The organism is Salipiger sp. PrR003 (assembly GCF_010500785.1).
GTDB lineage: Bacteria > Pseudomonadota > Alphaproteobacteria > Rhodobacterales > Rhodobacteraceae > Salipiger > Salipiger pacificus_A.
This window is the reverse complement of sequence record NZ_JAAGOV010000087.1, coordinates 147,279-159,742: the sequence shown is the minus strand read 5'-3', so window position 1 is coordinate 159,742 and position 12,464 is coordinate 147,279. Positions and strand designations below refer to the sequence as shown.

The 12,464-nt window shown below is 66.4% G+C and carries 13 protein-coding genes; 8 read left to right on the top strand and 5 right to left on the bottom strand.

Annotated elements, in window-relative coordinates; all coding sequences use genetic code 11:
• Entirely contained in the window at positions 1-552 is a 552-nt protein-coding gene (locus G0D83_RS27360; protein ID WP_108964333.1) for a 2OG-Fe(II) oxygenase, read from the bottom strand.
• Positions 553-734: 182 nt separating this feature from the next.
• Here G0D83_RS27360 and G0D83_RS27355 point away from each other — a divergent pair, with 182 nt between their 5' ends.
• Entirely contained in the window at positions 735-1,124 is a 390-nt protein-coding gene (locus G0D83_RS27355; protein ID WP_164197668.1) for a metallopeptidase family protein, read from the top strand.
• Positions 1,125-1,136: 12 nt separating this feature from the next.
• Here the strand turns inward: G0D83_RS27355 and G0D83_RS32885 are convergent, their stop codons facing one another.
• Positions 1,137-2,192 (bottom strand): glycosyltransferase family 4 protein, encoded by a 1,056-nt coding sequence (locus G0D83_RS32885; RefSeq protein ID WP_164197667.1) that lies wholly within the window; start codon positions 2,190-2,192, stop codon positions 1,137-1,139.
• 5 nt (positions 2,193-2,197) lie between these two features.
• Entirely contained in the window at positions 2,198-3,856 is a 1,659-nt protein-coding gene (locus G0D83_RS27345; protein ID WP_164197666.1) for an NAD+ synthase, read from the bottom strand.
• A 190-nt stretch (positions 3,857-4,046) separates the two neighbouring features.
• Between G0D83_RS27345 and G0D83_RS27340 the strand changes: the two genes are divergently transcribed.
• Together G0D83_RS27340 and G0D83_RS27335 are read left to right on the top strand one after the other, a co-directional pair.
• Entirely contained in the window at positions 4,047-5,555 is a 1,509-nt protein-coding gene (locus tag G0D83_RS27340; protein ID WP_164197665.1) for an MORN repeat-containing protein, read from the top strand.
• A gap of 58 nt (positions 5,556-5,613) precedes the next feature.
• Positions 5,614-5,829 (top strand): DUF2945 domain-containing protein, encoded by a 216-nt coding sequence (locus G0D83_RS27335; RefSeq protein ID WP_203595120.1) that lies wholly within the window; start codon positions 5,614-5,616, stop codon positions 5,827-5,829.
• 16 nt (positions 5,830-5,845) lie between these two features.
• Here the strand turns inward: G0D83_RS27335 and G0D83_RS27330 are convergent, their stop codons facing one another.
• Together G0D83_RS27330 and G0D83_RS27325 are read right to left on the bottom strand one after the other, a co-directional pair.
• Positions 5,846-6,673: a GNAT family N-acetyltransferase gene (locus G0D83_RS27330; RefSeq protein WP_235958205.1), complete on the bottom strand. Its 828-nt coding sequence runs from the start codon at positions 6,671-6,673 to the stop codon at positions 5,846-5,848.
• Positions 6,670-7,383 carry a GntR family transcriptional regulator gene (locus tag G0D83_RS27325; protein ID WP_164197663.1) on the bottom strand — a complete coding sequence of 238 codons (714 nt, stop codon included), beginning with the start codon at positions 7,381-7,383 and terminating at the stop codon, positions 6,670-6,672. The genes G0D83_RS27330 and G0D83_RS27325 overlap by 4 nt, the downstream gene beginning before the upstream one ends.
• 261 nt (positions 7,384-7,644) lie before the next feature.
• On the opposite strand from G0D83_RS27325, the gene G0D83_RS27320 reads away from it, so the two are divergent.
• From G0D83_RS27320 to G0D83_RS27300, 5 genes are all read left to right on the top strand, one after another.
• Entirely contained in the window at positions 7,645-8,628 is a 984-nt protein-coding gene (locus G0D83_RS27320) for an ABC transporter ATP-binding protein (protein ID WP_164197662.1), read from the top strand.
• Between the two features lie 92 nt (positions 8,629-8,720).
• The gene (locus tag G0D83_RS27315) at positions 8,721-9,986 is read left to right on the top strand and encodes a PotD/PotF family extracellular solute-binding protein (RefSeq protein WP_164197661.1); all 1,266 of its coding nucleotides are present in this window, start codon (positions 8,721-8,723) and stop codon (positions 9,984-9,986) included.
• A gap of 129 nt (positions 9,987-10,115) precedes the next feature.
• On the top strand, positions 10,116-10,979 hold the full coding sequence (locus tag G0D83_RS27310) for an ABC transporter permease (RefSeq protein WP_164197660.1): 864 nt from the start codon (positions 10,116-10,118) through the stop codon (positions 10,977-10,979).
• 3 nt (positions 10,980-10,982) lie between these two features.
• Complete coding sequence (locus G0D83_RS27305) at positions 10,983-11,822, top strand: ABC transporter permease (RefSeq protein ID WP_164197659.1); 840 nt, start codon at positions 10,983-10,985, stop codon at positions 11,820-11,822.
• Positions 11,822-12,460 carry an aspartate/glutamate racemase family protein gene (locus G0D83_RS27300; protein WP_164197658.1) on the top strand — a complete coding sequence of 213 codons (639 nt, stop codon included), beginning with the start codon at positions 11,822-11,824 and terminating at the stop codon, positions 12,458-12,460. The genes G0D83_RS27305 and G0D83_RS27300 overlap by 1 nt, the downstream gene beginning before the upstream one ends.
• Positions 12,461-12,464 lie beyond the last annotated feature (4 nt).

The window sequence follows — 12,464 nt, the reverse complement described above, 5'->3', positions numbered from 1 at the left end:
TCAGCGGAAGGCCGGCCCGTGCGCCCAGATGGTCAGCGAGTGACGCTCGCCGCTGCTCACCGGGGTCACGCGGTGCAGCATGTAGGACGGGAAGAGCGTGGCGGTGCCGCGCTCTTTTCCTGCCGTGACGATGTGGTTCGACGGCATGACTTCCAGCGCGCCGCCCTCGTAGTCGTCCTCGTCCGAGAGTTGCACAACCATGGTCAGCTTGCGACGCGCGGCGAGGCGGCCTTCCCCGATGTCCGAATGCCAGTCGAAATGCCCTTCGCGCTCGGCACCGTAGCGGGCGATCTGGGCGCTCTCGTCAAAGGCGTCAAGCGCGAAGTCATAGGCGCTGCGATTGGCGTCGCGCACCAGTTCGATAATCCGGTCCATGACCCACTCCGCGCCCGCGACATCGTCGAGCCATACCAGATCGGCCCGGCGCAGGTTGTGCGCGCGCTGCTGCCCCACCAGCCGCGCGTCCGAGGCCTCTGCGGTGCGCGCGATCTCGATGAGACGGGCGCAGTCGGTCTCGGAGAAGGCCTCGGGGATGCTGTGGACGGTGATCATGCGACTCTCCTGCAAACGGAGCGCGCAGCTAAGAGCGGGGGCGGGGAAAATCTGTACCGTTTGCGACATGGATTCCCAAAAGCGACCTGTCTTTGCGTCATTGTGAGAACTCCGCCGCGCCGGGCCGCAGCGCGCCGCGGTTCCCTCTTTTCCCGCGCCCTCCGGCACGCCATATCCGCTGCATGAACACTCCGGATCTCGCCGCCTTCGAGACCATGGCCCGTGCCGCGGTCGATGCCCTGCCTGCGCCCTTCCGCGCCGCCGCCGCCGAGGTCGTGCTGCGCGTCGAGGACTGGCCACCGGAGGAGATTCTCGACGAGATGGAGATCGACGACCCGCTCGAGCTGACCGGTCTCTACGAGGGCATCCCGATGACCGAGAAGTCCTCGAGCTGGCCCTCACCCTATCCCGACACGGTCTGGCTGTTCCGCGAGCCGATCCTGCAGGAGTGGCGCGAGCGGGATGACGTGACGCTGGAGGAGCTCGTCATCCACGTGACGGTGCACGAGTTCGCGCATCATTTCGGCTGGTCCGACGACGACATCGCGCGCATCGACCGCTGGTGGGAGTGAGCAGGCGCAAGCTCAGGGGGTGACGCCGCTCTCCTGCAGCAGCGCGCGCATCCGGGTGACGAAGCGCTCGGCGCCGAGGTCTCCCTGCGCGGTTGCGAGCGCGGCGGCGCCGAGGCGATGCCGGAGCGCGGCGTCGTCGAGGAGCGAGGCCAGCACATCTTCCACTGCGCCGGTGCGGGTTACGTCGACGTGCAGCCCATTCTCGCCGTGCCGCACGTAGCCCGCCGAGCCGGCATCGGTCGAGATCACCGGCACGCAGCCATAGGCCATGGATTCCACCGGGGCGAAGCCGAGCGGCTCGCGCACCGAAGGCAGGATGCAGATGTCTGCCCGCCGGTAGAGCTCGGGCATCTGCTTGAAGGGCACATTGGCGTGCAGCTCGAGCCAAGGCTCGGCCGAGGCCACCTCTTGCAGCGCGGCAACCTGCGCGGCGTGTTGCACCGGATCGCCGATGGTGCCCGCCAGCAGCAGCCGCACCTTGCCCGCACGGCCCTGCGCCCGCAGCGCGTCGATCACCATGCCGTGGTTCTTGCGCGGGTTGTGAAGCTTGGCGACGCAGAGAACCGTGACCTCTCGGCCGTTCCGGGTGTCGGCGTCGCAGGGCGCGGCGTCCGGCGCCGCCATGACGGGCCAGGGGATGTAGCGGGCGTCGCGGTTCGGGGGGATGGTCGCGTCGAGCCCCAGCACGGGCGTCACCCGGCGCAGCGGCAGGCCCTGGAAGCGGCGCGTCAGCCGGCGCTTCAGCGGCTCGCGCCAGTGGTAGGGATTGAGGTCGTAGAACCACATCGGCGTGCCGCTGGCACGCGCCAGCCGGGCCACCGCCCGGCGGTGCCGCGCGACGTTGCGCAGGATCACCAGGTCCGGCTGCAGCGCGTCCCAGGCGGCACGGAATGCGCCGGGGTCGGCATCTTGGGGAAAGAGCCGCGGCGCGACGACGCTGTGGTCCTCGGTCTTGCCGCTGCCACTGCCCCAGACCGCCACGTCGATCTCCGCTGCGTTCAGCGCGCGCGTCGCCTCCCAGAGGTTCGTGTGGAACCGTTCGACGACGAAGAGGATCCGGGGCCGCACCGCGCTCACCCGTTGTCGCGCCAGCGGTTGGCGATCGGGTAGCGCCGGTCAAGCCAGAAGGCCTTTTGCGACAGCCGCGCGCCGGGGGCGGACTGGAAGCGCTTGTATTCGGAGATGTAGAGCAAGTGCTCGACCTTCTTGGCGTCGGCGCGGTCGTAGCCGGCGGCAACGCAATCGGAGATCGAGCCGTCCCGGTCCACGAGGATCTCGAGGATGCCGTCAAGCACCGGGTAGTCGGGCAGGCTGTCGCTGTCCTTCTGGTCCTCGCGCAGCTCGGCGGAGGGGGGCTTGGTGATGATCCGCTCGGGGATCACCTCGCCCTCGGGGCCCTTCATCCAAGGGCGCGCGTTCTCGTTGCGCCAGCGGCAGATTTCGAAGACGCGGGTCTTGTAGAGATCCTTGATCGGGTTGTAGCCGCCCGCCATGTCGCCGTAGATCGTGGCGTATCCCACCGCGACCTCGGACTTGTTGCCGGTGGTCAGCAGCATCTCGCCACGCTTGTTGCTGAGCGCCATCAACAGCAGCCCGCGCAGGCGCGACTGGATGTTCTCCTCGGTCAGGTCGGCGGGCCGACCCTCGAAGAGGGGCGCCAGAGTGTTGGTGATCGCAGCCCGCGCCTCGGCGATGGGCACGAAGTCGTAGTGGCAGCCGAGGTTCTTGGCGCAGGCCTTGGCATCTTCGAGCGAGTGCTCGGAGGTGTATTCCGACGGCAGCATCACGCAGCGCACGTTCTCGGCGCCAAGCGCGTCGGTGGCGATGGTGGCAACCAGCGCCGAGTCGATCCCGCCCGACATGCCCAGCAGCACCTTTCCGAAGCCGGTCTTGCGGCAATAGTCGCGCAGGGCCAGCACCATGGCGTGGTAGTCCTGTTCCATCTCGCTCGGGTGCTGCACGAAACGCCCGGCCTCGGCGCGCCATCCTTCGGGGGTGCGCACCAGATCGACCTGCGCGATCTCCTCCTCGAAAACCGGCAGCTGCAGCGCCGCCTGGCCGCCGGGGTTCAGCACGAAGGAGCCGCCGTCGAAGATCTGGTCGTCCTGCCCGCCCACCATGTTGAGGTAGATGAGCGGCAGGCCGGTTTCGATGACCCGCGCCACCATCTTGTTGAGCCGGGTGTCGTGTTTGTTGCGGCGGTAGGGCGAGCCGTTGGGCACCAGCAGGAATTCGGCGCCGGTCTCGGCGAGGGTCTCGGCCACGTCCTCGTACCAGGCATCCTCGCAGATCGGCGAGCCGATGCGCACATTGCCCACCGCGTAGGGTCCGCCGATGGCGCCGCTGTCGAAGACCCGGACCTCGTCGAAGACGCCGTAGTTCGGGAGGTAGTGCTTGAAGACCTGGGTGACGATCCGCCCGCCCCGGCAGATGAGATAGGCGTTGTAGAGCTCCGTGCCTTCGATCCAGGGGCAGCCGATGGCCAGCGCCGGGCCGTCGGCGCAATCCTCGGCCAGCTTGCGTGCAACCTCCATGCAGTCCAGCGTGAAGGCGTGCTTCATCGGCAGGTCCTGCGGGTTGTAGCCGGCGATGAAGAGCTCGGGCAGGGCGACGAGCTGGGCCCCCGCTTCGCGGCCCTTCTCCCAGGCGTCTTTCGCCTTGGCAGCGTTGCCGGCAAGATCGCCCACGGTCGGGTTGAGCTGCGCGAGGGTCAGGCGGAAACGGTCACCCATGAGCCACGTCCTTTTGGTCACATCCGCGTGCCCACATAGCAGAACCACGCCGGAGGGGAAGAAGCTGGGGGCAAAAGAGATTGTCAGCCAAGGGGGTGTTGTTTAGTTTCGCGGCGGCAGAAGGCCCGTTTTCAGGTCGATTTTCGGGGCAGACCAACAGGCATCCGGCAAGGTCCGGCAAGGAAAGCGCATGAAGCTCTCAGGCAGAACCATCCTTACGGCAGTGGCGATCGCGGCGCTGACCTATCCCGCGCTGGCGCAGGTCGAGGGCGGCGAGGTCCAGACCAAGCAATACGACGATGGCGGGGTCTACGAGGGCACCTTCCAGAACGGGCTGCAGCATGGCACCGGCACCTACCGGCTGCCGAATGGCTACGAATACACCGGCCAATGGGCCGAGGGCGAGATCCGCGGCGAGGGCGTCGCGCGCTTCCCGAACGGCTCGGTCTACGAGGGCCAGTTCGCCAAGGGCAAGCCCGAGGGCATCGGCCGCATCGTCTTTGCCGACGGCGGGACCTACGAGGGGTCGTGGCTCGACGGCAAGATCACTGGCAAGGGCGTCATGCAATACGCCAACGGCATGCGCTACGAGGGCGCCTTCCGCAACGCGCTGCACCACGGACGCGGCGTGATGACCGGGCCCAACGGCTACCGCTACGAGGGCGACTGGGTGAACGGCGTCAAGCAGGGCAATGCCGAGATCGCCTATCCCGACGGATCGGTCTTCGAGGGCCGCGTTGCCAACGGGCTGCGCGATGGCCAGGGAAAGCTGACCATGCCGGACGGTCTGATCTACGAGGGCACATGGCGCGAAGGTCAGATCGACGGGATCGGCAAGCTGACTCAGCCAAACGGCGATGTCTACGAGGGAGAACTGGTCGACGGCCGCCGCGAGGGGCAGGGCAAGGTCACCTACGCCAATGGCGATGTCTACGAGGGCCAGTTTGACAACGACCAGCGGCAGGGCAAAGGCGCCTTCATCGGCGAGGACGGCTACCGCTACGAGGGTGACTGGGTCTCGGGGCAGATCGAGGGGCAGGGCAAGGTTACCTATCCCGACGGGTCTGTCTACGAGGGTGCCTTCCTTGGCGATCTCGCCAACGGGACCGGCAAGATCACCTATCCCGACGGCTCCACCTACGAGGGCGATTGGGTCGACGGCGTGATCGAGGGGCAGGGCGTGGCTCGCTACGCCAACGGCTTGGTCTACGAGGGGACGTTCAAGAACGCCCGCAACGATGGGCAGGGGGTGATGACCTACCCCGACGGCTACCGTTACGAGGGCGACTGGAAGGATGGTCAGCGCCACGGCGAGGGCACCGCCACCTATCCTGATGGCACGGTCTATACAGGCGCCTTCCGCGACGGGCAGCGCCACGGGCAGGGCACGATCACCATGCCCGACGGCTTCCGCTACGAGGGTGGCTGGGTCAACGGCGAGATCGAGGGTGCGGGCGTGGCGACCTATGCCAACGGCGATGTCTATGAGGGCAACTTCAAGGACGGCAAGCGACAGGGCGAGGGCACCATGCGCTATGCCACCGGCGAGCAGAGCACCGGCACATGGGTGAACGGCGTTCTGACCACCGACACGCCCGTGCAGGACAGCGAGACCCCTGCGGAGGCGCCGGACGAAGGGGCCGATCCGACCGAGGGCGAGGCGCTTCCGGCGGAGCCGGGCGCCGCGACCTCCGAGTAACGCAGGAACCTCCAAGCTTGAATGCGTGTTTCCCCAAGGTAATCCAGGGAGGCACATGATGAGCAAGTTTCAAGTCGGCGAAATCGTAGAGTGGAATTGGGGCGATGGCAGAGCCAAGGGCAAGATCGCAGATCGCTTCGAGCGCAGGGTCACGCGAAAGATCAAGGGCCAGGAGATCACCCGCAATGGCTCTTCGGACACGCCTGCCTTCCTCATTGAGCAGGAAGACGGCGGCCGGGTGCTGAAACTCGAGAGTGAGCTCTCCAAAGTCTGAGCCAGCGAGCCCGGCCTCAGCCGAGCTCCAGAGTCGCCACCGCGTGCAGGCCGGGTCCGGGCAGTGGAGCGGGGCCCCGATACATGCGGGCGGTGTGGAACATCTGCTCGAGCCCCATCTCGAGGCAATGCGCGGCCAGCGGCGCCGACCCCTGCGGCAGGTCGATCATCACCGGCTCGTCCTCGGTGTGCTGGGCCGCAGCCTCTAGCAGCGTGCTTGCAACCTGCAGATCCGGCGCGCAGAGCGGGCCGATCTTCCAGCCTTCGCGGCACCGCCGCAGGGTGAGGAACCCATCCGGCGCGCCATTGATCCGGTGTACCAGCGTGTAGCGGCTTTGCGCCGGTTCAAGCCAGGCGGCGCAGAAGGCGGGCTTGGCATAGCCGCAGGCGCGGCGCTCCAGCTCCATCAGCAGCGGGTGGTCCGCCGCCGAGGCCGAGGTCACCCCCTTGCCGTGCCCAGCGTGCAACCTCCCGGCGTAGCGCCTGGTCTGTCCGGCCAGCACGAAGCCCGACTTTCGATAGTTCTCCTGCTGCGCCGGTACGCCGTCGAGCCCGACCGTGCGGTCGCCGGCGTGTCTCAGCGCGTGCAGCCAGAGCGCATGGGCGATGCCCTGGCCGCGGTACGCCGGTGCGCAGAGGTAGAGCCCCAGGAAGGCAAGCGTGGGAGAATGGTTCACCACCGAGATCGCCGCCGCCATCTTGCCGCCAAGCTCGGCGCAGAAAAAGCCGCTCGGGTCGGTTGCATGAAAGACCTCGAGATCCTCGAGCCCCGGGTTCCAGCCCTCCTCGGCGGCCCAGTCGAGCGCCCGGCCGAGATCGGCCCGGGTCATGGTTCGCAGCATCATGGCCGCAGGGCGTCGCGCAAGCTCTGCGGCGGAGGCGGGGCCTCGCGCAGATCGAGCGACGACAGCAGATCGAGCAGGTGGCCCTTCATCATCTCCTCCGCCGTGGCGCCGTCGCCCCGTTCAAGGGCGGACAGCAGCGCCTCATGCGCATGAGTTTCGCACATTGCCTCGGGTCTGCGCCAGTAAAGAGCGATGACCAGAGAAGATCTTGCGATGAGCTGGGTGATGAATTCGGCGATGGTGGACTGGTCGGCAATGCGCGCGATCTTGATGTGGAACTCGCCGGAGAGCCGCAGCGCGGTGCCGTAGTCGCCCCTGTCGAGCGCCGCGTGCTCGGCCCTGTTGTGGGCGCGCAGCCGGGCGACGCCCTCTGCTGTGATGCGTTCGGCGGCCGAGCGGGCCGTGCGCGGCTCGAGCAGCGCGCGGGCCTCGAAGACCTCGCGGGCCTCGCGGATCGACGGCTCCGCGACAAAGGCGCCGCGGTTGGGCTCGATCGTGACGAGTTGATCATGCGCCAGCATCTGTAGCGCCGAGCGAACGATTGTCCGCCCCACGCCGAAGATCTCACCGACTTCGTCCTCGTTCAGCTTGAGGCCCGGCGCCAGACGGTGCTCGTGCACCGCCAAGGTCAGCGCATCTGCGACAGACCGGGCCTTGGAGCCCTTGGCGCGTTCTGCGGTTCTTCCCGGGTTTTCCGCTCCTGAGCTCACGCGTGTCTCCTTTCGCTTCACTGTTCCCCCAGAGCCTCTGTGCGCACAAGTGGTGCGGGGATCGCACGGGATGATTTCGAGGATCGTATACAATATGAAGTCAAAAAGCGCACAGAGGTCATGAACATTGGTGAAAATTTAAGCGGACACCAGTTTCTGGCCTTCCCCATCGTCGCCCGCGCTTCGTTTTTCGCGCGCCCCGGGGACACGATCTGGAGGCAGCCGCTGCGGCGGAGCTGAGGCCGGAACAACGGGGGACACATGCGCCAAGGACTCGATCTTGAACTCGTCGGCCTGACCAAGCGCTACGGCGACACTGTCGCGGTGGACGCGATCAACCACCATTTCGGCTCGGGCGTCTATGCCTGCCTGCTCGGCCCCTCGGGCTGCGGCAAATCCTCGACTCTGCGGATGATCGCCGGGCACGAGACGGTCAGCGACGGCTCGATCGTGCTGGGCGGGGCTGACATCTCCTACCTGCCGCCTGCGAAGCGCGGCACGGCGATGATGTTCCAGAGCTACGCGCTCTTTCCGCACCTGTCGGTGGCCGACAACGTCGCCTTCTCCCTGAAGATGAAGGGCGTCGACGCCGCCACACGCCGCAACTCGGCGATGGAGATGCTCTCGCTCGTCGACATGACGCCCTATGCAGAGCGCCTGCCCTCGCAGCTCTCGGGCGGGCAGCAGCAGCGCGTGGCGCTGGCACGGGCGCTGATCACCGAGCCACAGATCCTGTTGCTCGATGAGCCGCTCTCGGCGCTGGACCCGTTCCTGCGCATCCGCATGCGCGCCGAGCTGAAGCGCCTGCAGCGCGAGCTTGGCATCACCTTCGTGCATGTCACCCACGGCCAGGACGAGGCCCTGGCGCTGGCCGACGAGATCGTCGTGATGAACAACGCCGTGATCGAGCAGGCGGGCCCCGCGCGCGACGTGTTCAATGCGCCGAAGACAGAGTTCGTCGCCCGGTTCATGGGGGGGCACAACGTGCTGGCGCTGCCGCAGGGCCGTTTCGCCATCCGCAATGACCTGACGCGCATCGCCCCCGAGACCGGCGCGCCTCTGGGCGGGCGGGTCACCTCGGTGGAGTTCCAGGGCGCGCATGTGGCGGTGACCGTCCTCGCGGCCGGCGATCAGGATGTCACGGCCTGGGTGCCGGAAGCGCAGTTCTTCTCCGATCCGAAATCCCCCGGCGACGGGGTTGGCCTCAGCTGGGACGACCGGGCGCTGCATCCGCTTTCGGCCTGACCGCGCCGCGCGCGGCGCTGCCCCTTCTTCTCTTTCCAAATACGCATTTCCAAAGACCGCAAACCAGAAAAACAACAGACAGGGAGACCACCATGACCAAACAGACCCTCAGCCGGCGGACGCTTCTGAAGGGCGCCGCCGCCGCAGGTGCGGCCAGCGCCTTCCCGGCGCCGATGATCTGGGCGCAGAACATCAAGGATGTCACTCTGCGCCAATTCGGCACCGGCGTGTCGAACCTCAACGAGGTGGGCCAGAAGGTGAAGGAAGACCTTGGCTTCACGCTCGAGATGACCGCGCTGGATTCCGACGCGGTGACCCAGCGGGCCGCCACCCAGCCCGGCAGCTTCGACATCGCCGACATCGAGTACTGGATCTGCAAGAAGGTCTGGCCGACCGGCAACCTGCAGGCCATGGATGTCAGCAAGATCAAGAACTACGACAAGATCGTCGGTATCTTCAAGGACGGCAAGCTGACGCCCGAGTCGACCATCGCGCAGGGCACCGCGCCGCATACCGTGGGCTTTACCGACGGTCCCGACGGCACCACGTTCGCCTCGGAACAGACCAACTGGATGACCCTCATCCCGACGATCTACAACGCCGACACACTGGGCATCCGCCCCGACCTCATCGGTCGCCCGATCGACACTTGGGCCGAGCTTCTGAACCCCGAGTTCAAGGGCAAGGCCTCGATCCTCGACATTAGCTCGATCGGCATCATGGACGCCGCCATGGTCTGCGAAGCGATGGGCGAGATCGCCTATGGCGACAAGGGCAACATGACCCGCGAAGAGATCGACAAGACCATGGCGATCTTCACCGAGGCCAAGAAAGCCGGCCAGTTCCGCGCCTTCTGGAAGACCTTCGACGAGAGCGTCAACCTGATGGCCTCGGGCGAGGTGGTGATCCAGTCGATGTGGTCGCCGGCGATCACGGCCGTCAAGTCGCGTGGCATCGATTGCGTCTACCAGCCGCTGAAGGAGGGCTACCGCTCGTGGGGCGGCGGCATCGGCCTGTCGAAGAACCTCTCGGGGCTCGAGCTCGACGCGGCCTACGAGTACATCAACTGGTACCTCGATGGCTGGGTCGGCGGCTTCCTGATGCGCCAGGGCTATTACTCGGCGGTCCCGGAAACCTCAAAGGATTACATGACCGAGAACGAGTGGGGTTACTGGTTCGAGGGCAAGGAAGCCACCGACACCATCACCAACCCCTTCGGCGACGCCATGGCACAGGCCGGCGAGGTGCGCGACGGCGGTTCCTTCGAGGAGCGCATGGGCTCCGTCGCCTGCTGGAACGCGGTCATGGACGAGAACCAGTACATGGTCCGCAAGTGGAACGAGTTCATCGCGGCCTGATCTTCTCGGCCTGATCCCTCGGGTCTGACCTTCACACCTTGGTCCTGACCGAGACCGCCGCGCCCCGGATGTGCCCGGGGCGCGGCCCATGATGCGGTGCAGCCGCAGGACACAACGACCGGAGGCCCCATGCGCGCTGGCGAAACGAACCGACACCTGACCGGCTGGCTGCTGGCCTCGCCCCTGACGCTCGTCCTGATCCTCTTCCTCGTGCTGCCCATCGCGATGATCGTCGTCGTCAGCTTCTGGCAGGCGACGGAATTCTCGATCATCCCGGCCTTCAGCTGGGAAAATTACGATTTCCTCTTCGGCTCGCCGGTGACCTACCGGGTGTTCGGCAACACCATCAAATATGCGCTGATCGTCTGGGCCTTCACCCTTGGGATCGGCTTCACCGTCGCCTATTTCCTCGCCTTCCACGTGCGCACTCAAACGTGGCAGATCGCGCTCTTCCTGCTCTGCACCATCCCGTTCTGGACCTCGAACATCATCCGGATGATCTCGTGGATCCCCTTTCTCGGGCGCAACGGGCTGGCCAACTCGGCGCTGATCTCGGCGGGCATCACCGACGAGCCGCTGGACTGGCTGCTTTACTCGGACTTCTCGGTGATCCTGGCCTTCGTGCATCTCTACACGCTGTTCATGGTGGTGCCGATCTTCAACACCATGATGCGCATCGACAAATCGCTGATCGAGGCGGCCTATGACGGCGGCGCCAGCGGGTTCCAGACGCTGACCAACGTGATCATCCCGCTGTGCAAGCCGGGCATCATGATCGGCACGATCTTCGTTGTCACATTGGTGATGGGCGACTTCGTTACGGTCCGATTCATGTCAGGCTCGCAATCGGCCAACGTCGGCCGGCTCATCCAGAACGACATCGCGCTGCTGCAGTACCCCTCGGCCTCGGCCACGGCGGTGGTGCTGCTGGTCACCGTGCTGATGGTCATCGGCATCCTTCTGCGCTTCGTCGACATCCGCAAGGAGCTCTGATCCATGGAAACCCGCCCCCGCTCCTTCTACGTGCTCGGCGCTTTCTTCGTGCTGTTCCTGCTGTTCCTCTACGGGCCGACCTTCACCATCGCGATCCTCAGCTTCCAAGGGCCACAGGGCGGCCTCACCTTCCCGATGCGCGGCGCGTCGCTGCACTGGTTCTTCGACCTCTTCCAGCAGCAGGCGGTGGGCGACATCTGGGGCAGCTTCCGCCGCAGCTTCGTGCTGGGGCTCATGGTCATGGTCACCACCGTCATCGTCTCGGTGATGGGCGGGCTGGCCTTCCGCAAGCGCTTCGCCGGCAACGTGGTGCTGTTCTACCTGGTGATCACCGCGCTGGTGATCCCCTCGATCCTGGTCTCGCTCGGGGTCGGGCTGATCTTCAGCCAGGCCGGGCTGAAGATCCACTGGGCCAGCTCCGGCTTCGGCTCGCAGCTGACATGGACGCTGCCCTTCGGCTTGCTGATCATGTTCGCGGTGTTCAACCGTTTCGACAAATCCTACGAGGAGGCGGCCCGCGATCAGGGCGCGAGCAACTGGCAGGCGTTGCGCCACGTGGTGCTGCCGATCATCGCGCCCTCGCTGATCGGCGTCGCGCTCTTCGGGTTCACGCTCAGCTACGACGAGTTCGCCCGCACCCTGCTGACCGCGGGCAGCTACAACACGCTGCCGCTCGAGATCTACGGCATGACCACCAATGTCACCACGCCGGTGATCTTTGCGCTCGGCACGCTGACCACGGCGTTTTCGCTGGTGATTATCGGGGTGTTCCTGATCACCGTCTGGTCGATGAACAAGCGGCGGGCGAAGCAGGGGTCGGATGCCGGCAAGGGCATGATCTGATGGCCTACCTCATTATCAACCCCAACAGCACCGCCGCGATGACCGAGGCCATGCTGGAGGTCGCCCGCGCCTCGGTGCCGGGGCTGACCCTCGAGGGCTGGACGAATGCCGACGGCCCGCCCGCCATCCAGGGTCACGCCGACGGGCTGAAGGCTGCGCCGCCGCTGCTGGGGCTGATCGACAAGGCCAATGCCGAGGGCTTCGAGGGCATCATCATCGCCTGTTTCGACGACACCGCGCTGGCCGAGGCGCAGGCCCGCTCGAAGGTGCCGGTGATCGGCATCGGGCAGGCGGCCTATCACGCCGCCGCCCTGCGCGGCTGGAGCTTCTCAGTGGTCACTACGCTGGCGGTTTCGGTGCCGATCCTCGAGGAGAACGTCATCCGCTATGGCTTCGAGCACCTGCTGGGCAAGGTGCGCGCCTCCGACGTGCCGGTTCTGGCGCTTGAGGAAGATCCCGAGGCGGCGACCGAGGCGGTGGCCGCCGAGACCGCGCGTTCCATGGCGGGCGACGGTGTGGATTGCGTGATCCTCGGCTGCGCCGGCATGGCGAAGCTGACGGCACACCTGCGGGAACGGTTCGACAAGCCGGTGATCGACGGCGTGGAAAGCGCGGCGCGGCTGATCTCGGTGCTCTGATCCG